The 19,867-nt window shown below is 68.3% G+C and carries 17 protein-coding genes; 10 read left to right on the top strand and 7 right to left on the bottom strand.

Annotation, left to right across the window (positions count from 1 at the left end; genetic code table 11):
• Positions 1-92: 92 nt before the first annotated feature.
• Positions 93-869, bottom strand: a complete 777-nt coding sequence (locus ACSBPH_RS14720) for an ABC transporter ATP-binding protein (protein ID WP_442575063.1) — start codon at positions 867-869, stop codon at positions 93-95.
• On the bottom strand, positions 869-1,660 hold the full coding sequence (locus ACSBPH_RS14715) for an ABC transporter permease (protein WP_442575062.1): 792 nt from the start codon (positions 1,658-1,660) through the stop codon (positions 869-871). Before ACSBPH_RS14715 ends, ACSBPH_RS14720 begins: the two co-directional genes overlap by 1 nt.
• A gap of 96 nt (positions 1,661-1,756) precedes the next feature.
• Between ACSBPH_RS14715 and ACSBPH_RS14710 the strand changes: the two genes are divergently transcribed.
• The gene (locus ACSBPH_RS14710; RefSeq protein WP_442575061.1) at positions 1,757-4,003 is read left to right on the top strand and encodes a glycosyltransferase; all 2,247 of its coding nucleotides are present in this window, start codon (positions 1,757-1,759) and stop codon (positions 4,001-4,003) included.
• Positions 4,004-4,033: 30 nt separating this feature from the next.
• Here the strand turns inward: ACSBPH_RS14710 and glf are convergent, their stop codons facing one another.
• Positions 4,034-5,170 carry a UDP-galactopyranose mutase gene (gene glf, locus ACSBPH_RS14705; protein ID WP_442575060.1) on the bottom strand — a complete coding sequence of 379 codons (1,137 nt, stop codon included), beginning with the start codon at positions 5,168-5,170 and terminating at the stop codon, positions 4,034-4,036.
• A gap of 180 nt (positions 5,171-5,350) precedes the next feature.
• Between glf and ACSBPH_RS14700 the strand changes: the two genes are divergently transcribed.
• From ACSBPH_RS14700 to ACSBPH_RS14665, 8 genes are all read left to right on the top strand, one after another.
• Positions 5,351-7,276: a DUF6541 family protein gene (locus tag ACSBPH_RS14700; protein WP_442575059.1), complete on the top strand. Its 1,926-nt coding sequence runs from the start codon at positions 5,351-5,353 to the stop codon at positions 7,274-7,276.
• Positions 7,270-8,481 carry a glycosyltransferase family 4 protein gene (locus tag ACSBPH_RS14695; protein WP_442575058.1) on the top strand — a complete coding sequence of 404 codons (1,212 nt, stop codon included), beginning with the start codon at positions 7,270-7,272 and terminating at the stop codon, positions 8,479-8,481. Before ACSBPH_RS14700 ends, ACSBPH_RS14695 begins: the two co-directional genes overlap by 7 nt.
• The gene (locus ACSBPH_RS14690; RefSeq protein ID WP_442575057.1) at positions 8,478-9,677 is read left to right on the top strand and encodes a glycosyltransferase family 2 protein; all 1,200 of its coding nucleotides are present in this window, start codon (positions 8,478-8,480) and stop codon (positions 9,675-9,677) included. Before ACSBPH_RS14695 ends, ACSBPH_RS14690 begins: the two co-directional genes overlap by 4 nt.
• Positions 9,678-9,679: 2 nt before the next feature.
• Positions 9,680-10,807, top strand: coding sequence for a glycosyltransferase family 4 protein (locus ACSBPH_RS14685; protein ID WP_442575056.1), 1,128 nt, complete (start codon positions 9,680-9,682; stop codon positions 10,805-10,807).
• On the top strand, positions 10,804-12,042 hold the full coding sequence (locus ACSBPH_RS14680; protein WP_442575055.1) for a lipopolysaccharide biosynthesis protein: 1,239 nt from the start codon (positions 10,804-10,806) through the stop codon (positions 12,040-12,042). Before ACSBPH_RS14685 ends, ACSBPH_RS14680 begins: the two co-directional genes overlap by 4 nt.
• Positions 12,039-12,935, top strand: a complete 897-nt coding sequence (locus ACSBPH_RS14675) for a hypothetical protein (RefSeq protein WP_442575054.1) — start codon at positions 12,039-12,041, stop codon at positions 12,933-12,935. Before ACSBPH_RS14680 ends, ACSBPH_RS14675 begins: the two co-directional genes overlap by 4 nt.
• Positions 12,936-13,165: 230 nt before the next feature.
• Positions 13,166-13,606, top strand: a complete 441-nt coding sequence (locus ACSBPH_RS14670) for a GtrA family protein (RefSeq protein ID WP_442575053.1) — start codon at positions 13,166-13,168, stop codon at positions 13,604-13,606.
• A complete protein-coding gene (locus ACSBPH_RS14665) occupies positions 13,599-14,603 on the top strand; it encodes a glycosyltransferase family 2 protein (RefSeq protein ID WP_442575052.1) in 1,005 nt (334 codons plus the stop codon). The genes ACSBPH_RS14670 and ACSBPH_RS14665 overlap by 8 nt, the downstream gene beginning before the upstream one ends.
• Here the strand turns inward: ACSBPH_RS14665 and ACSBPH_RS14660 are convergent.
• Genes ACSBPH_RS14660 through ACSBPH_RS14650 form a run of 3 tightly spaced genes read right to left on the bottom strand, consistent with a single transcriptional unit; the run spans position 14,581 to position 17,317 of the window.
• Positions 14,581-15,585, bottom strand: a complete 1,005-nt coding sequence (locus tag ACSBPH_RS14660) for a Gfo/Idh/MocA family oxidoreductase (RefSeq protein ID WP_442575051.1) — start codon at positions 15,583-15,585, stop codon at positions 14,581-14,583. The genes ACSBPH_RS14665 and ACSBPH_RS14660 overlap by 23 nt on opposite strands.
• Complete coding sequence (locus ACSBPH_RS14655; RefSeq protein ID WP_442575050.1) at positions 15,585-16,688, bottom strand: DegT/DnrJ/EryC1/StrS family aminotransferase; 1,104 nt, start codon at positions 16,686-16,688, stop codon at positions 15,585-15,587. Before ACSBPH_RS14655 ends, ACSBPH_RS14660 begins: the two co-directional genes overlap by 1 nt.
• Entirely contained in the window at positions 16,685-17,317 is a 633-nt protein-coding gene (locus tag ACSBPH_RS14650) for an acyltransferase (protein WP_442575049.1), read from the bottom strand. The genes ACSBPH_RS14655 and ACSBPH_RS14650 overlap by 4 nt, the downstream gene beginning before the upstream one ends.
• Positions 17,318-17,365: 48 nt before the next feature.
• Here ACSBPH_RS14650 and ACSBPH_RS14645 point away from each other — a divergent pair, with 48 nt between their 5' ends.
• Positions 17,366-18,940, top strand: a complete 1,575-nt coding sequence (locus ACSBPH_RS14645; RefSeq protein ID WP_442575048.1) for a DUF2142 domain-containing protein — start codon at positions 17,366-17,368, stop codon at positions 18,938-18,940.
• Here the strand turns inward: ACSBPH_RS14645 and ACSBPH_RS14640 are convergent.
• Positions 18,894-19,799 carry a glycosyltransferase family 2 protein gene (locus tag ACSBPH_RS14640; RefSeq protein ID WP_442575047.1) on the bottom strand — a complete coding sequence of 302 codons (906 nt, stop codon included), beginning with the start codon at positions 19,797-19,799 and terminating at the stop codon, positions 18,894-18,896. The two genes, ACSBPH_RS14645 and ACSBPH_RS14640, sit on opposite strands and share 47 nt — an antisense overlap.
• Positions 19,800-19,867: the final 68 nt, after the last annotated feature.

Here is a 19,867-nt window from a genome sequence, read left to right as displayed (position 1 = left end):
GGGATGCATCGAATAACCGAACGAATCCTAACCGAAAGGCGCCTGGGGACTTGGTGGACGGGCGGACCGGCGGGTCCCCCTCGCGTCATCCATCAGCCGACGGGATAGTCGGCGTTGTAGCGGTCGAGCACCTCTTCGAGCGAGGCATCCATCGCCAGACGGCCCTTGTCGAGGTACAGCCCGCGCGTGCAGAAGCGGCGGAGGTCGCGCTCGTTGTGGCTCACGAAGAAGAGCGTGCGGCCATCGGCGAGCAGCTCGTCGATGCGCGCGTAGCACTTCTCGCGGAAGGACTTGTCGCCGACGGCCAGGACCTCGTCGACGAGGAGGACCGGCTCGTCCAGCTGCGAGACGACGGAGAACGCCAGGCGCACCTTCATGCCGTTGGAGAGGTGCTTGTACGGGGTGTCGACGAAGTCGGCGATCTCGGCGAAGCCGATGATGCCGTCGAATCTGCGGGCGACCTCCGAGCGTGCCATGCCGTGGAGCCCCGCGGTGAGGAAGACATTCTCACGCACCGTCAGGTCGCCGACGAACCCGCCCGTGATCTCGATGAGCGGCGCGACTCCCCCGTTGACGCGCACGGTGCCCTCGTCCGAGAGCATGACGCCGGCGACGAGCTTGAGGAGGGTCGACTTTCCCTGGCCGTTGCGGCCGACGACTCCGATCGACTCGCCGGGGGCGACCGTGAACGAGACGTCCCGGAGAGCCCAGAACTCGTCAGGGCGTGCGCGGCGCCGCGAACCGGCGAAGAGGTCCTTGAAGCTGCGGCGACCGCGCCGGTTGCGGCGGAAGCGCACGCCGAGCCCCGAGACCTCGATCGCGTGCTGCGGCGCTCGAGAGGTCGGGGAGGGCACGGATGCCTCGGCCATCAGAGCTCCTTCAGTACGGGTCGCTCGAGACTGCGGAAGACCCACACCCCGAGGGCGAGGAAGAGGAAGCTCAGGACGACGGCCGAGGCCACCACGAGGGTGTCCCACGTCTCGGGGAAGAAGGCGGCGCGGTAGAGGGTGAAGATGCCCGACAGCGGATTGAGCGCCGCGAGGTTCTCGAACGCACCGGGAAGGTCGGAGACGCCGTAGATGATGGGCGATGCGTAGAAGAGGGCGCGCAGGATCAGTCGGGTGGTGCGCTCCAGGTCGGTGTACAGCACGCACAGCGGGGCCACGAGCAGGCCCAGCCCGACGAGCAGGACGGTCTGCAGGAGGACTGCCAGCGGGAACCACAGGATGCCCCAGCCGACGTGCGCCCCCGTCACGATCGCGAAGAAGGCCAGCACCGGCAAAGAGCAGAGGAACTCGATGCCCTTGGTGAGGACGATCCGGTTGATCCAGATCGTCCGCGGGATCGCCGTCGACCGGACGAGCCGAGCGTCTTTGCTGAAGGCCTTCGTGAAGTCCGAGACCGCAGAGTTGAACCAGACCCACGGCAGGAGCGCGGAGATGAGGAACACGATGTACGGCTCGTGCCCTACCGTGCGCTGGAAGATCTGGGTGAAGACGAACCAGTAGATCGCGCTCATGACGAGCGGGTCGAGCACCGACCAGAGGTAGCCGAGAGCGCTGGTGGCGTAGCGGACGCGGAGGTCTCGAGCCGACAGCAGCCACAGCGAATGCATGTAGCGCCGGGGCGATCCGGGCGCGCCGACGGCGGCTGTTGTCACGTACACGAGTGTAAGCGGCGGACCGTCCACACCCTGCGAGGGGCTCGAGCGTCCGCTCCCGTAAGCTTGTCGCTGATCTGAAATCGAATGGACCCTATGACTGGCAACACCTCTGCCGCCCCGGGTTCGATTCCGACGGGCAACAGAATCTGGGCACGATCGACGAGTGTCCTGCTGCTGCTGGTCGGCCTCGTCCTCGCCATCGCGGCCTTCGCGGTCGTGGTGAGCATGCCCGAACTTCGCTGGAGCGATGCCCGCGACGCCGAGCTGCGGGCGACCTATGACGCGTATCGGGACACTGGCACACTCCTCGTCAAGGAGGCGGGAACCGGCGCGAAAGCTCTGAGCGATGACTCGGGCAGTCCGATCGTCTCGGCCGCGTGGGACGATCCGCCGGGGGCCTACGTGACTGCCAGCCTCATGAGCCACCTCACGCAGTCCACTTCCCCTTATCCAGGACTCGCGATCGCGCAGGCGCTCCTCATCGCGATTCCCCTGATATGGCTCCCCACCGCGACCGCGCGAATCTTCCGCCGTGCGCGCGCCGGGTACGCGCTCATCCTGCTTCCGCCGCTCACATGGCTTCTCAACAACGGGACGATCCTTCTCGGGACGGAGTACGGTCTTGCAGACGAGGTGACCACACTGCGTGTCTACGCGCTGTACGGCCTGACCGCATCTTTGTCGTTCCTCGTCCTCTCTCTCCTCCTGTTCACCAGCACCTACCGCCTGAGCCAGCGCCGTCTCATCGTGACGAGCGTCCTGCTCGCCCTGCTGGCGGGAGTCCTCGCCACATTCAACGTCCTCGCTGGGATCGGCGCGGCGATCGCCATCGGAGTGCTCTGGATGCGCGCCCCTCGCGGACGCCGCGTCGTTCGAGCCGTCGTGGCCGCCGCAGTCGCCGTCCTGATCGCGCTCGCCGCACAGTCCGCCATCAGCGGACTGCTCGACCTCGGACGCTCGGATGCGACCGGGCAGTCGATCGGAGAACTCCCGCGAGCTCACACCTTCTGGCAGGATCTCTACCTCGGTTTGTCGTACCCGGAGCCTGTCAACGGGAGTCCGTCACGCTTCGATGTGACCGACTCGGAGGCCTTCGCGCTCGAACAGGCTCAGTCGGTCGATCCCGAGATCGAAGCCGGCACCGTCCGATACGACGAGATCATGCGCGATCTCTACTGGGGCACGGTCGGCACCGACCCCTGGGGCGCGGTCAATCTCTACTTCCAGAAGCTCTTCTACGTCGTGAAGCACTACGGCGCCATGATCGGCTTCATCCTTGTCGGGTTCATCGTGGCGGGCACGCGGCGCGTGCCGCAGCAGCGCCCGCTCGCAGCGGCACTCGCGATCGCGGTGCCCACGCTGCTGCTGGGATTCACCGCGCCGGTGCTGCTGATGCCCTTCCTCTACAGCTACGCGCTCCTGTCTCCAGCGCTCGGGCTCCTTGCGGCGGTGTCCCTCGGCGCCCTGGTGTGGTCGATCACCTCGATGCCATCGCACTTCCGCTCTGTCGAGCGCACGCGGTTGAGTTCCAGATCCGAACGCCATTTCTCCAACTTCCTCCGGCGCTCGCAGGACTCACGCGTGCGTCTCAGCGTCGTCGTCCCGACGCGCAATGGCGCGGATGTGCTCGACGAGACTCTGGCGACCTTGGGCGACGAGCTCTCGGCGAACGACGAGATCATCGTCGTGGAGAACGGCTCGACGGACGGCACGACTGAGCTGCTCGGGCGCATTCGGGAGAGTTGGGCACACGCGCCGAATCTCATCGTGACACACTCCGAGCCGGGCCTGGGCGAGGCACTTCGAACCGGCGTTCTCACCAGTCACGGACGACGGATGTTGCTGACAGCCGACGATCTTCCGTTCGGATTCACCGATCTCGAAGAGTTCCGCAAGCTGCCCGATGACGTGGCGGTGGCCGTCGGATCGAAGGCGCATCCCGACTCCCAGGTCGCTCGGAGCCGGCGCCGGACTGTGCAATCGCGAATCTTCCGGTTCCTCCGCGAGGCACTCCTGCAATCGCAGGTGGGTGACAGCCAGGGCACCTTGTGGGTGGACGGCGATTGGGGTCGCGAATTCGCGCACCTCTCGCGCGAGAGCGGCCTCATGTGGACGACAGAACTCGTCCTGGCTGCGGAACAGCAGGGGATCGTGGTGCGCGAGGTCCCGGTGGCGCTGAGCCAGACGCACGAGAAGGGTTCGAGCCGCTTCCGGCTCAAGGACGCCTGGCAGTCGTTCGTCGGGTTCACCCGCCTGGCGGTCTACAAGGACGATTACTTCAACGAGGACTGGGTCCGCTCCACGCGGCCCACCGAAGTCGAGGTCGTCGACTCACTCTGACCGACCGGCGGACCGATCGGTTTCGGGTGCTCACGCGAGCTGGTTGTTCCACATCGACAGCGCCGAGCCGATGGCCATGTGCATGTCGAGGTACTGGTAGGTGCCCAGGCGCCCGCCGAAGAGCACGTCCTTCTCGCCCTTCGCCAGCTCGCGGTACGCCAGCAGACCTTCGCGGTCCTGCGGGGTGTTGACAGGGTAGTACGGCTCGTCGCCGCGGTCCGCGAAGCGCGAGAACTCGCGCATGATGACGGTCTTGTCGGCCGGATACCGGTCGGCACGCTCCGGGTGGAAGTGACGGAACTCGTGAATGCGGGTGTACGGCACGTCGGCATCGGCGTAGTTCATCACCGACGTCCCCTGGAAGTCGCCGACGGGCAGCACTTCCTGCTCGAGATCGATCGTGCGCCACGAGAGAGCACCCTCGGTGTAATCGAAGTAGCGGTCCACCGGCCCGGTGTAGACGACCTGGACCTGGCCGACGGTCGCCTTCTTGTTGAGGGGCTGCGACTCGTCGAAGTAGTCGGTGTCGAGCATGACCTCGATGTTCGGGTGATCGGCCATCCGCTCGAGCCACGCGGTGTAGCCGTCGGTCGGCAGCCCCTCCCACGTGTCGTTGAAGTAGCGGTTGTCGTAGGTGTAGCGCACGGGGAGGCGGCTGATGACCTCCGCCGGCAGCTCCTTCGGATCGGTCTGCCACTGCTTGGCCGTGTAGTCACGGATGAATGCCTCGTAGAGCGGGCGTCCGATGAGGCCGATCCCCTTCTCCTCGAGGTTCGCGGCATCCTTCGCGTCGAACTCGCCCGCCTGCTCGTGGACCAGCGCCCGCGCCTCATCCGGCGAATAGGCGGCCTGGAAGAACTGATTGATCGTGCCGAGATTGATCGGCAGCGGATACACGACGCCCTTGTGATTCGTGTACACGCGGTGCACGTAACTCGTGAAGGTCGTGAAGCGGTTGACGTACTCCCACACGGTGGGGTTCGACGTGTGGAACAGGTGCGCTCCGTACTTGTGCACCTCGATGCCGGTTTCGGGCTCGTCTTCGCTGTACGCGTTTCCGCCGATGTGCGGCCGCCGATCGATCACGGTGACCTTGCGACCGGATGCCGCGGCCCGCTCGGCGATCGTGAGGCCGAAGAAGCCGGAGCCGACGATGAGGAGATCCATGGGGAGCGCTTTCCTGGCAGGTACCGTAGACACAGCGAAGCGGCAGGGAGTCCCGTGCCGCTCTGGAATTCTACCGAGGACCAGCCCGTTCCACGTTTTCCGCGAGCATCACGTCGAGCGGATGCCCAGCATGGGGTCCGATACGATGGCTGACTGTTGTCTTGAGGAGAGCAGAACCGGATGAATGGGGCCTGGCTCGCCGCGGCGCCTCCGTTCCTGGTCGCGGTCGCGTGCCTGATCGTACCCGGGCTCGCGGTGGTGCTCGCCGGATGGGGATGGCGCCGCGTACACGTCTTCTTCCTGGCGCCGGCGATCTCCACGGCGCTCATCGCCGTGGCTGCGCTCGTCGCTCCCGTCGTGGGCCTGTCCTGGTCGATCCTCCCGCTGGCCATCCTGACCGGGGCCACCGCCGCCGTCGCCTTCCTCGTCGGCAGGCGCGTGCGCCCCGACGCCGGAACTGAGGATACGTGGCGACTCGCGGCCGTCGCGGGCATCGTGTTCGCAAGCGCAGCGGCGATCCTCTTCGCGCAGTTCGCCCTCGCTTTCTCCTCCCCCGACAGCATCGCGCAACGCTTCGACAACATCGTCCACCTCAACACCGTCAAGTTCGCGCTCGAGACGGGGAACGCATCGCCGCTTCATGTCGGCGCGACATCCGACATCCCCTTCTATCCGAGCGCGTGGCACGCCGTCACGGCGCTCGCGACACAGGCGACCGGTGTCGGCATCCCCGTGGGAGTCAATGCCGCCAACCTCGCGATCGTGGCGGTCGTCTGGCCCGCCTCGGTGCTCGCCCTCACGGGAGCGCTCTTCCCGCGCCGGCGTTCGGCGCTGATCGGCGGCGCAGCCCTCTCGACGGCCTTCGGCGCATTCCCGGCGCTGTTCTTCAACTGGGGCGTCCTCTACCCGAACGTGCTGGGCTACGCCGTCGTGCCCGCCGCCGTTGCGGCCGTCGCGATGCTCTGCCGCTCGCGCACAGCCGCCGGACTGTGGCGCGAATCGCTCCTCCTTCTCGTCCTCCTCGCGGGGTGCGCGCTGGCTCACCCCAACGCGGCCCTCGCCGCCTTCGCCTTCGGCGGGGCCTATGCCGTGGCCTACCTTCTGGTGACCGCGATCGAACGCCGGACGCGCAGCGCCTGGACGACCTTCGCGATCACGACTGCGGCGTGCCTCGCCGCCTTCGTGGGCATCTGGAGCGTGGCGCGAACTGGCGCAGAGCATTCGAAGTGGCCACCGTGGCAGAACTCCGCGCAGGCGTTCGGCGAGGCGGTGCTCGCCTCGCCGCGCGACTACACACCCACCGTCATCACGGTGCTCCTGCTGGCTGTGGGCCTCCTCGCCGTCGTCCGGGCCCCGCGGCGGATCCCGATCGTCGCTCCGTTCCTCGTGGCGATCACCCTGTTCGTCCTCGTCTCCGGCTTCCCCATCGACTCCTGGGTGCGGATCTGGCTCACCAATCCCTGGTACAGCGACTCCAATCGCCTTGCAGCGCTTCTGCCGATCGCCGCGATCCCGGTGGCGACTCTCGGCGTCGTGGCCGTCACCGACGCGGCGCGGGCCCTCCCGCTTCCGCAGGCGCTTCGCCGGCGCACCATCCGAGTCGTCGTCGCAGGGGTCGGGATCGCCATCCTGTTCACCGTGGGGTTCGGTGCGAACGTCCGTGACGCGCTCTATCAGGTGCGGGAGGCCTATGCCGCCGTTCCGGACGCGCTTCTCCTCTCCCCCGACGAGCGAGCTCTGCTCAGCCGGCTCGACGAGGAGGTGCCGGCCGACGCGCTTCTCATCGGAAGCCCGCGCACCGGCGCGTCCCTCGCGTACGCTCTGACCGACCGCGATGTGACCGAACTGCACATCTTCGGGTCGCCGTCGGCGGACGAGAAGTTCCTCGACGGTCATCTGCGCGACATCGACACCGATCCGGCCGTCTGCCGAGCCGTGGGTCGTGTAGGGGTCACCCACGTGCTCGACTTCGCCGGCCGGGACGTCTTCGACGATGCCGTCGCCGCGAAGACCTATGACGGCGTCCAGGGGCTGGACGCGACCACGCATCTCGTCCTGATCGACTCGCAGGGCGACGCGAAGCTGTTCCGGATCGACGGATGCTGAACCGGCGGAGGGTCGAGTCGATCGCCATCGCGTACGACTGCCTGTTCCCCTACACGACCGGGGGCGGCGAGCGGCAGTACCGGGCCTTCGCCGAAGAGCTGGCGGTCGCAGGATGCCGCGTCGACTACCTCACCTCGCGACAGTGGCAGGGGCCCGAGCCGGCACGTGAGAGTTTCGGCGTCGTCGCCGTCACAGGCCCCCTCCGCCTGTACGACGCGGCCGGCGTACGCCGCAGCGGCGCTGCCGCGACCTACGCCTTCGGCCTCTTCCGCACCCTCCTGCGGCGGCGCCGGAGCTACGACGCCCTCATCGTGAGCGGGCTGCCGGTCCTCAATGTCTTCGCGGCCCGCGCCGCGCTCCTCGGCTCGGGCACGCGCATCGTCGTGGACTACCTCGAGGTCTGGCGCCGTCGCCAGTGGCTCGAGTACGCGGGAGCGGTCACCGGGACCATCGCCTGGGCGATGCAACGAGCTGCCATCGCACTGACGCCGGTCGCAACGGTGCACTCGCAGTTGAGCGCGCGACGAGTGATGGCGGAGGGATTCCGAGGCGATCCCCTGGTGAGCCCCGGCCTGATCGACGACGTCCGCGCGCCCGAACCCGTGACGGAGGCGTCCCAGCCGCCGTTCGTGCTCTACGCGGGCCGGCACATCCCCGACAAGCGTGTCGAGAGCCTTCCCGCGGCCATCGAGCTCGCCCGTCAGGTCATCCCGGATCTGGAGTTGGTCATCCTCGGCGACGGGCCGAGCACCCCCCGCATCGAGTCATCCGCGGGGGGGAAGAACTGGATCAGGATGCCGGGGTTCGTCGCTCAAGAAGCCCTCGAGGATCTCCTCGGGCAGGCCTCGTGCCTGGTGAACCCCTCGAAGCGAGAGGGCTACGGGCTCGTCGTCGTGGAGGCATCCGGATACGGCACCCCGGTCGTCCTCGTCGCGGACGAAGGCAACGCATCGACGGAGCTCGTCACCCCGGGTGTCAACGGGTTCGTCGCCGCGTCGGTCTCGCCGGAAGACCTTTCTGCGGCGATCGTCGCCGCGGTCACGGGAGGCGCCGCGCTCCGCACGCGCACACGAGCCTGGTACGACGACGCGGTTCGTACGCGCACCATCAAGCAGACGGTGAAGAGGATCCTCGCGGTTCTCGACGGGACGCCGCCCTCGACGGGCGGCGACACCACCGACGACCGAGAGGAACCACGCGCGTGAACGACGCGGCCGACACCGACACCATCGAACTCACCATCCTCATGCCCTGTCTCAACGAGGCCGAGACCCTCGCGGTCTGCATCGAGAAGGCGCAGGGCTTCCTCGAGCGCACCGGCATCGACGGCGAGGTGCTGATCTCCGACAACGGCAGCACCGACGGTTCGCAGGCGATCGCCGAGGGCCTCGGAGCCCGCGTGTCCCCCGCCGCCCGACGCGGCTACGGCGCGGCGCTCACCAACGGCATCGACGCGGCCCGCGGCCGGTACGTCATCATGGGCGACGCCGACGACAGCTACGACTTCACGAGCCTCGACCCCTTCGTCGAGCGGCTGCGAGACGGAGCCGACCTCGTCATGGGGAACCGGTTCGCCGGCGGCATCGCCCCCGGCGCCATGCCTCCTCTGCACAAGTACCTGGGCAACCCGGTGCTCTCCCGCATCGGGCAGCTCTTCTTCCGCCCGAACATCGGCGACTTCCACTGCGGCCTGCGCGGGTTCAACCGTGCGCGGATCCAGCAGCTCGACCTGCAGACGACCGGCATGGAGTTCGCCTCCGAGATGGTCGTGAAGGCGTCGCTCGCCCGGTACCGCATCGACGAAGTGCCCACGACCCTCAAGAAGGACGGCCGCTCTCGTCCGCCGCACCTGCGCAGCTGGCATGACGGATGGCGCCACCTCCGCTTCCTGCTGCTGTTCGCGCCGCGCTGGCTCTTCGTCTACCCGGGGCTCGTCGCCTTCTTCCTCGGCGCCCTGACCGTCGCCGTGCTCGCGTTCGGCGGCGTGCAGATCGCAGGCATCGGGTTCGATGTGACGACGATGGTCTATGCCAGCGCGCTCTGCGTGCTCGGGTACCAATCGCTGCTGTTCTTCTGGCTGACGAAGCTGTACGCCACACAGGAGGGGTTCCTTCCGACCAGTCCCCGCTACCGTGCCATCGTCGCCAAGTGGAGCGCCGAGCGCGGCCTCCTCGTGGGCGTCGCGCTCTTCCTTCTGGGTGTCATCGTCGGCATCGTCCAGGTGGTGCGCTGGGGCAGCATGGACTTCGGGGCGCAGGATGCCGCGGACGCGGTCCGCATCGCGATCCCGAGTTCCCTCGGGATCATCCTCGGGTTCCAGACGATCATGATGAGCTTCTTCTCCGGTGTGCTCACGACCCCGCGTCGTGAGAGCCGGCCCGAGGCCATCATCGAGAGCTGACAGTGGGCGAGCGGATCCTCGTCGACCTCCTCGGATACACCGGCACGCGCGGAGGCACCGAGACCTACGCACGCGAACTGCTGCCGCGCGTGGCTGCGCGCATGCCGCGCGTCCAGTGGGTGGGCCTGGTCAACACCGCCGGCGGCGAACGGGTGAGCTCCTTCTTTCCGGGCGCGATCCGGACGGCGCGGTGGGTGGGCCGGGGCCGCGCCTCCTGGGCGGCCGGCGAGATCCTGGCGGTCGACCGCGCGGCACGCAGGGCCGGGGCCGATCTGGTCTGGTCGCCGGCGAACTTCGGCCCGATACGCCGCGGGGCGCCGCGCGTCGCCACCGTTCACGACGTCATCTACCACCAGGTGCGCGGCGGCTTGAGTGACCGCGCGACGCGCGGCGTGACGTCGTGGCTCATGACCCGATCGGCCAGGACGGCCGACTCCATCCTCACGGTGTCGCATGCGGCGAAGTCGTCGATCGTCGAGCAGCTGGGCGTGCCTGCCGAGCGGATCCACGTCGTCCACAACGGCAGCACGGCGCCCCGATCCATCGACGATCCGTGGTCCGCGCTGGCGGACGTCCTGGCGGCACCCGGCCGGCAGGTGATCCTGAGCACAGGCAACCGGATGCCGCACAAGAACTTCGACGGCCTGCTCGAGGCGATCGTGCGCATCCCCCCGCCTGTCCGCCCGCTCACCGTGATCCCGGGAAGCCACGGGGACGACCCGCTGCGGGGCCGGGTCGAAGCCCTCGGTCTCGGACGTGACGTCCTGCTGGCCGGCTGGGTGACCGACGACGAGCTCGACGCGCTCTACGACGTCGCCGATCTCTACGTGTGCCCCTCGCTCGTGGAGGGATTCGGGCTTCCGGTCGTGGATGCGCTGAGGCGAGGATGCCGCGTGCTCGCCAACGATGTGTCCGTGCTCCGGGAGGTGGGGGGAGATGCGGCGCGGTACGCCGACGCGACGGCTCCGGAGGCGTTCGCTCGCGCGATCGTGTCTACGCTGGCAGAACCGGATGCATCCGCAGACCGGGAAGCTCGCCGGCAGTGGGCCTCTCGCTTCACGTGGGATGCCGCCGCCGACGCGACGGCGGCGGTGCTTTCGGCCGCGCTCCAGGGCGGGGGTCGCGCATGACCAGCCCGTCCCCCCTGTGGCGGAGGCTCCTCGGCTTCACGCTCCTTCCCGCGATCGCCGCCGTCTCGCCGCTGCTGGTGCTGCCGATCGTCTCGCGGATCGCGGGGCCGGACGGGTGGGCCAGTGCGATCGCCGGCGAGTCGATCGGCACGTTCGCGGCGATCGCGATCGCGTACGGCTGGACGACCGTCGGCCCCGCGCTGGTCTCCATCGCCAGGGACGACCCTCACCGCGGCCGGCTCTATCGCGACGCGTTCATCGTCCGCCTGCTCACCGCGGCCGTGGTCCTCCCGATCATGGCCATCGTGTGCGCATGGGTCGCCTCGCCCGGCTTCCAATGGCTCGCGGTGCTCATGGGCCTGCAGGGAGCACTCATCGCGATGTCGTTCACGTGGTTCGCCGTAGGGGTGGGCGATCCCAGATCGATCATGATCTACGACGCGATCCCCCGGCTGCTGGTGGCGGTGGTCGCGGCGGTCCTCATCGCGCAGGTCGGCGTCGTGGAGCTCTACCCCCTCGGCGGCATCGCCGTGACGCTGATCGGGACGACGATCTACACGTGGCGCCTGCTGAAGCGGTACCCGTCGGACTGGCCGCGCGTCTCCGAGCTTCCGGGACTCTTTCGGCTCGGAGCACCCGTCGCCCTCAACGACGCGGCGCTGGGCGCGTACTCGTCGGTTCCGACGCCGCTCGTCAACGTCACCTCACCGGGGGCTGCGGCCGCCGGATTCGCGTCGGCCGACAAGATGCTCAAACTCGGCCAGTTCCTCCCCCTCACGCTCGCCAACGCCCTTCAGAGCTGGACCGGCGAGGTGCACGGTCCTCCCCGCGCCCGTCGCGTGCGGTGGGCGTTCACCGCGCACGCCGTCTTCGGCGTGCTCGGATGGCTCGTGCTCGGCCTGTTCGGCCCGTGGGTCAGCGGCCTGCTCTTCGGCGCCGACGCCGCTGCCACGAGTGCGGTGTGCTTCGCCCTGGGGCTGGCCTTCGCCATGTACTCGACGCGCACCTCCATGACGCGGCACCTCCTCTTCCCGACCGGTCAGACCCGAGCCGTCATGACCGCCACGCTCGTCGCGACGGCGATCGGCGTGCCCACCATGATCGGCCTCACGATCGGCATGGGCCCGATCGGCGCCGCGCTGGGCTATGCGCTCACCGAGACGATCGCGACCGTGCTGCTGGCCCGGCGCAGCGTGAGGGGTCTGCATCGCATCGAGGCCGAGGTGCCGGTGTGACCGAACTCCCTCTCGTCCTGAGCGTCGCGACCCTCGGACGGATCGAACCGCTGCGCACACTGCTGCGATCGCTCGAAGGGCAGCTGCGTGCGACGGACCGGGTCGTGATCGTGGCGCAGGGACACGTCGAAGAAGTGCAGGCGATCGCCCACGAGTTCCACGGCACGCTGGGCGACCGGCTGCGGGTGACGACATCCACGCGAGGAGCCTCGCTGGGACGCAATACGGGCGTGGGCGTGGGCGCGCAGGGGCTCGACGACGCACTCCTGATGTTCCCCAACGACACCACCTGGTTCCCGGAGGGCGCCATCGCCGCCATCCGGGGCGGGATGAAGGATGCCCAGGCCGGCGCGGTGACGGTCATGACGTCATCCGGCCCTCGTTTCGTCCTGCCGGCCCCCGGAACACGTCTCGATGCCACCACCGTGTGGAAGGTCATCGAGATGGGGCTCGTCATGCGGCTGGGGATGTTCCGCAGACTCGGCGGCTTCGACGAGTCGATCGGCACGGGGGCCCCGTCACCGTGGCAGGCAGGCGAGGTCACCGACCTCCTCATGAGGGCCCGACTCGTCGACAGATCGCTCGAGACGTCCTTCCGCTGGATCGCCGACCCCGCGGCCGCGGTCGGCGGCATCCCCGAGGCGAGCGGTCTGACCTCTCGAGAGCGGCGAAGGAAGCTCCGCGCGTACGGCCGCGGAGTGGGCCATGTGTTCCGCATCCACGACTTCCCCGCCTGGCACCGCGTGAGATTCGCGGTCGCCGGGCTCCTGATCGGTCTTCTCCGATCAGGTGAGTACAGCGTGGGCGACGGTCCGGCCGCCCTGCTCGGCCGCTGTGAAGGCCTGACGGGCCGCCCGATCGGTGAAGGCGACCGGACGGCCGTCGAGCGATGACGCGCACGTCGGGCGCTGTCAAGCCCTCCCACGCCGCGCCGTCGCCGCGATCCGCGACGGGACTGTGTATCGAAGGTCATCGAGATGAGGCTCGTCACGCAGCTCCGGCTGTTCCGCCGGACTCGGCGGCTTCGACGAGCTCATCGGCTCACGTCGGCGCGTGATGACGAAAAGGCGGTGGACCGCTGAGTGGAGAATTTTCGCAGGAGCGGCCTGGCATGATTGAAGGCATGCACTCCGAAAGCCGCCCTCGTTCGGCGCGGCTGGTCGACGCGGTGTGGTCGTCGAGTGTCGTGCGATATCTGACGGCGGGAGCCCTCGCCTTCGGATTCGACTTCGGTTTCCTCTGGCTGCTGCACGAGGTGGTCCGCGTTCCTCTCGTGATCGCGACTCCGACCGCGTTCCTCGCCAGTTTCGTGGTCAGCTACAGCCTGCAGCGAACCGTCGCCTTCCGTGCGCAGTCGGCGGTCGCACCGAGCGTCGTGAAGTACGCGCTGCTGGTGGCCGCGAACACGGTCCTCACCACGGCGATCGTGTGGGGCGTCGATCTCATGGGGCTCCCCTGGGAAGCCGGCAAGGTGCTCGCCGTGATCGCCACGACCATCGGCAACTACTTCGCATATCGTTACTGGGTTTTCGCACGGTCCGAGAGGCAATCCGAGGATGTATAAGGGCGCCGTCGTCGCGGCCGTTGTTCCGGCATACAAAGAAGAGCTCATGATCGGTGGCGTCATCCAGACGATGCCGGACTACGTCGATCACATCGTCATCGTCGACGACTGCAGCCCGGACGACACGAGCGGCGCCGCCGCAAAGGTGGGAGACCCGAGGGTCACTCTCATCCGTCACGAGGTGAACCAGGGCGTAGGCGGCGCCATCATCACGGGCCATCACGCCGCGCTCGAACTGGGCAGCGACGTGAACGTCATCATGGCCGGGGACGGCCAGATGGACCCCAAGTATCTGCCGGATCTGCTCGATCGCGTCGTCGAAGACGGGTACGGCTTCGCGAAGGCGAACCGCTTCTACTCCCCCGAGTCCTTCAGCGGGATGCCAGGACACCGCATCTTCGGCAACATCATGCTGTCGTTCATGACGAAGCTGTCGTCGGGGTACTGGAACCTCTTCGACCCGCAGAACGGCTACACCGCAATCCGATCCGAGGCGCTCCGGCGCGTGCCCCTCGATCGGGTGGCCCGCCGCTACAGCTTCGAGAACGACCTGCTGATCCACCTCAACATCCTGCAGATCTCGGCGGTGGACGTGCCTGTGCCCGCCGTCTACGGCGACGAGGTCTCCAGCATCAAGCTCCGCAATGTGATCCCCGAGCTCACCCACCGGCTGACGGTCGGCTTCTGGCATCGGATCTGGTATCGCTACGTGCTCTGGTCGTTCTCGCCCATCGCACTCTTGCTGTTCCTGGGTCTGTTCTTCCTGCTCTTCGGACTCGGCGTGACCCTGTGGCTGCTGTTCGCCGTAGTCGGCACGGCCATCGCGACGGCCGGCACGGTGATGCTCGCAGCCCTGCCGCTGATGCTCGGGACGCAGATGCTGGTCAGCGCACTGCAGCTCGACATCCAGGCGTCACCGTCGACACCGAACTACCCGCCGTTCACAAGTGGGACGAAGGCGCAGGCGCCTTCGGTCACGCCTCCCGCGGCGCAATAGCGACCAGCTCCCCGCCGGCGGTCGCCGAGCCGAGCGCCGCCTCGACGACGGCGAGCGTGTGAACCGCCTCGCGCATGGTCGACAGTTCGCTCTCCGCGCCCCCGACGGCGTCACGGAAGGCCTCGAGTTCGGCGCGCAGCGGCTCACGCTTGGCGAATGCGAACCGGGTCACATCACCCTCGGAGACACCGCGGAACGTCGAGACGGATTCCCATTCGAGAGATGCGGTCCCGTTCGCGTAGAACGTCAGGTCGGCGGTCGCCGTGTCGGCGATGTAGGTGCCCCGGTCGCCGGTCACGACCGTGACGCGCTCCTTCATCGGGCTCAGCCAGTTGATCAGGTGGTTGACGACCGTGCCGCTACTCAGGCGCCCCGAGATCGCGATCATGTCCTCGAAGGAACGGCCGCTCTTGTGCGCGGTCTGGGCCGAGACCGACGTGTACCGGGAGTGAGCGACCCACGCCGTCAGGTCGATGTCGTGCGACGCGAGATCCTTCGCCACGCCGACATCGCCGATGCGCGCGGGGAAGGTGCTCTGGCGGCGTGTGGCGATCTGGTAGACCTCGCCGATGTCGCCGGCCTGAAGGCGGTTGCGCAGCTGCTGGAGGGCGGGATTGAAGCGCTCGACGTGTCCGACTGCGCCCACGAGGCCGCGGTCGGCGAAGGCATCGGCGACTTCCTGTCCGATTTCGGAGGTGTCGGCGATCGGCTTCTCCACGAGCGTGTGAACGCCTGCGTCGGCCAGCGCCAGCGCAGCCTCGGCATGGAAGCGAGTCGGGATGGCGACGACGGCGATGTCGATGCCCGCGCCGATCAGCTGCTGAACGTCGTCGAGCACCCTGAGGCCGCCCGCGACGCGATGCGGATCCCCGCCGGGGTCGGCCACCGCCACGAGCTCGACCCCGTCGAGCTCGCGGAGCACGCGAGCGTGGTGGCGGCCCATCATGCCGATGCCGAGGAGGCCCGCTCGAAGGTCAGCCATCAGGCACCCGCTCGCACGAGGGTGTTCACCGCGTGCACGATGCGATCCAGGTCGGATGTCGACAGCGACGGATGAACCGGGAGGGAGACGACTTCGCTCGCGGCGCGCTCGGTCTCGGCGAGGTGCAGCCCCGGCGCGTACCCCGCGAGGGACGGGAGGCGGTGGTTGGGGATCGGGTAGTACACGCCGCTTCCGATCTGGTGCTCGTCGCGAAGAGCCTGCACGAACCCGTCACGGTCCTCCGCCACGCGAATCGTGTACTGGTGGTAGACGTGCGTGGCGCCCTCGGCGACAGGCGGCGTTGTGACGCCGCGGAGGTTCGCGTCGAAGAATGCGGCGTTCTGCTGACGAGCGGCGGTCCACGCGTCGAGTTTCGTGAGCTGCACGCGGCCGATCGCGGCGTGGATGTCGGTCATGCGCGCGTTGAATCCGACGATCTCGTTCTCGTACTGACGCTCCATCCCCTGATTGCGCAGGAGGCGAAGTCGCCTGGCGATCTCGTCCGTGGCCGCCGAAACCATGCCGCCCTCACCGCTGGTCATGTTCTTGGTGGGATAGAGGGAGAACATCGCGAACTCGCCGAAGGTTCCCACATGGCGGCCGTCCAGCGCCGCACGGTGGGCCTGCGCGGCGTCTTCGTACAGCGCCACGCCATGGCGTGCGGCGATGTCGGCGAGTTCCGCCATACGGGCGGGGTGACCGTAGAGATGGACAGGCAGGATCCCCTTCGTCCGGGGCGTGATCGCAGCCTCGACCGCGGCCGGGTCGAGCGAGAACGTCTCGGGCTCGATGTCGGCGAAGACCGGCGTGCCCCCGGCGAGCGCCACCGAATTGGCGGTGGCCGCGAAGGTGAAGGACGGGACGATGACCTCGTCGCCTGCCCCCACGCCGGCGGCGAGAAGTCCCAGGTGAAGGCCCGACGTGCCGGAATTGACGGCCACCGTCGGACGACCAGCGACCAGGTGCTCGGCGAACTCGCGCTCGAATGCGGCGACCTCGGGGCCCTGGGCGACCATACCCCCGGCCAGGACGCGGTCGACCGCCTGGCGTTCCTCCTCACCGATGAGGGGCTTCGCGGCGGGGATGAATTCTGTCATCGTCATTCCTCTTCCAGACCGGCGTCGGTCTCGACGTAGCGTGTGTGCGTGGAGGGGCAGATCCAGATTCCCCCGTCCGCGGGCGTGAGCGGCACCCCGGCCTTCCCGACCCAGCCGATCCGACGCGCGGGAACGCCCACGACGAGGGCGTGATCCGGCACGTCCTTCACCACGACCGCGCCGGCGGCCACCATGGCCCACTTCCCGATCCTCACGGGAGCGACGCAGGTGGCGCGGGCGCCGATCGACGCGCCCCGCCCGACATGGACGCCGACACTGTCCCAATCGGAGGCGCTCTTGAGGGAGCCGTCCGGGTTGATCGCGCGGGGATAGGTGTCATTGGTCAGCACGACGGCGGGTCCGATGAAGACACCGTCCTCGAGGACTGCCGGCTCGTAGACAAGCGCGTAGTTCTGAATCTTGCAGTTGTCGCCGACCTGGACGCCGGTTCCGATGTAGGCGCCGCGCCCGACGACGCAACGCTGACCAAGCCGCACCCGCTCGCGGACCTGTGCGAGGTGCCAGACGCTGCTGCCTTCGCCGATCAGCGCGTCAGCGGCGACGTCAGCAGAACTCTCGATCCGGATGGCGGGCGCTGAATGGCGCTCAGGGGACGCCGGAGTACTGGGAGACACGTCTCAAGAGTCTATCCTGGGCCGCTCGGGTCCTCTGACTACGATGCAATGGTGCTTCCCACCCCCTCTCCCGCTGCCCGCCGGACCGTAGCGGTGACGGTTCCGCTGCTGCTGTTCATCGCACTCCTCAGCTGGGGATTCGCGTCGCCGGTGGGTTCCAGCCCTGACGACAACTTCCACCTGGCATCGATTTGGTGCGGACTCGGCGAGCGGCCCGGGCTGTGCGAGGCGTCGGGCGATCCCGACACCCGTCTCGTGCCGAGCGCGATCGTCTCGGCGACCTGCTACGCCTTCGCGCCCGAGCAGAGTGCCGCCTGCTGGGATCCGACGAAGTCGGGACTCGCAGAAGCTGGATGGCTCAACACCCAGCGCCTTTATCCGCCCCTGTACTACGCCGTGATGGGAACCCTCGCCTCCCCGGACATCCAGACCTCGGCCCTCCTCATGCGCGCGCTCAACGCGGCGCTCTCCGTGGGCCTGCTGACGGCGGCCTTCTGGGCTCTCCCCCGCAGGCTCAGGCCCGCTCTCGTCGTCTCGGCGCTGGCGACGAGTGTGCCGCTGGGGCTGTTCATCCTCGCGTCGAACAATCCGTCCGCCTGGGCTTTCCTCGCCGCTGCTGTCCTCTGGGTGTGCCTCTACGGCGCGACCCTGACGCAAGGCCGACGTCAGATCGTCCTCTGCGTCCTCACGCTTCTGGCCGCCGTCCTCGGCGCGGGCGCGCGCGCGGACGCCGCCGCCTTCGCCGTATTCGGAGTGGTCATCGCGGCAGTTCTAGGCGCCCGTCGCTCCAGAAAGCTCCTCGTTCCTCTCATCACCGCGGGTGCCGTCATCGTCACCGCGGCCGCCTTCTACCTGTCGTCGGGCCAGTCGCAGGCGGTCGTCTCCGGTCTGCCTTCGGCGCGCGACCTCCTGACCTTCGGGCAGCTCGCGAAGAACGCGCTGGAAGTGCCCGCTCTGTGGATCGGGGCGCTCGGCGGCTGGGGGCTCGGGTGGCTTGACACCACTATCCCGACGATCGTGACCTTCGGATCGCTCGCGGTTGCGTGCGGGGCGGTGTTCATCGGAATGAAATCCTTCACGTGGCGCCGGGCCGTCGCCTTCGGCCTGGCCGCGCTCGCGCTGTGGGCCGTTCCCTTCGTCCTGCTGGCGCAGTCCCGCGCACTCGTGGGAGAGATCGTCCAGCCGCGCTACATCCTGCCGCTGCTCATCATCCTGATCGGTGTGGTCTCCGCCTCGCCGGCCTCGCGGTTGTGGTGGCGGGGCCCCCGCGCCTACGTCGCCGCCGCGGTCCTCGCCTTCGGCGCAGCGGTCGCGATGCACGTGAACATCCAGCGGTACACGACCGGCGTCGACGTCGCGGCCGTCGATCCCGGAGCCCGCGCCGAATGGTGGTGGGTCCTGCCCGCTTCACCCCTTGCGGTCTGGATCATCGGATCGGTCGCCTTCGGCCTGGCCCTGGCCCTCATCGCGTGGCTGCCGACGCTACCCCCTGCCGCTGCGTCCCCGCGCGACGCGGGGACGTCAGCACGGGTGGCCGCGTCGTCCGGTGAGGGCGGATCTTCCGAGGCGCTTCCCCTCAGCGCCCGGGATGAGGTGGCCCGAGACGGCGCAGGCGGCGCCTGACGCGCTGCAGGAGGGTGGGTCGCCGGTCGAGCTCGCGGGCGATCTCTTCTCGGACGATACGGGCGACCTCGGTCTCGAGGAACGACGTCAGGAAGAGGGGGAGTCCCGGGCCGAACCTCGCGACGTATTCGCGCAGCGCCTCGTCGCGGATCTGTGCGTCGTATTTCGTGTGCTCGTGTGCCAGCGCGTACATGCTGTTGCCGAGTTCGCCGTGGACGCCGGCCCGCTGCATCCAGAAGGCGAGTGGTCTGCCGGTGATGTACCCGATGTGATGCCGCGCGGCCAGGCGCAGGTTGAACTCCCAGTCCTCGGCGGCGTGCACGTCTTCGCGGTAGTAGCCGACTTCGTCGTGCACCGCGCGGCGATAGAGATGGCCGATGGGAACGGCGCGGTTGATCTGGAGGAGGGCGGAGTACGTGATCTCGGTCAGGTCGGGCCAGAAGATCGCGCGCCCGGACTCGACGAAACCGCCGTGGCCGTCCGGCCTCTCGTAGACGATCTCGGTGCGAACGACCACGCCCGCGTCATCGGCATGCTCGTCGAGCCACGCCACTGCCGTCGACAGGAAGGACTCGTCCCAGAGATCGTCGTCGTCGTGAAGGATGACGAACTCGGTGTCCAGCGCCCGCACACCCTGATTGGCGGCAGCCGATCGACCGTGGGGCGAGTCGTTGTGCGTGACGTCGACACGCGCTCGGACGGCCTCGGGCAGCCCCTCGACAGTCCGCGTCACGTCGACACGGTCGCCGCCGTCGTTCACAACATGCACACGCCAGGAGTCGAAGCCCTGAGCGGCGATATCGGCGAGCGCGCGCCGCAGGAACCAGGGTCGGTTCTTCGTGCGGACGACGATTCCCACTCGGGGAGGGTTCTGAGGCAAGCGAGTCTCCCGTCCTCGGCCAGACCATCGCGACCCTATCATCCGGC

This window comes from Microbacterium sp. F51-2R (genome assembly GCF_052180235.1).
Classification (GTDB): Bacteria; Actinomycetota; Actinomycetes; order Actinomycetales; family Microbacteriaceae; genus Microbacterium.
This window is presented reverse-complemented; position numbering and strand designations above follow the sequence as displayed.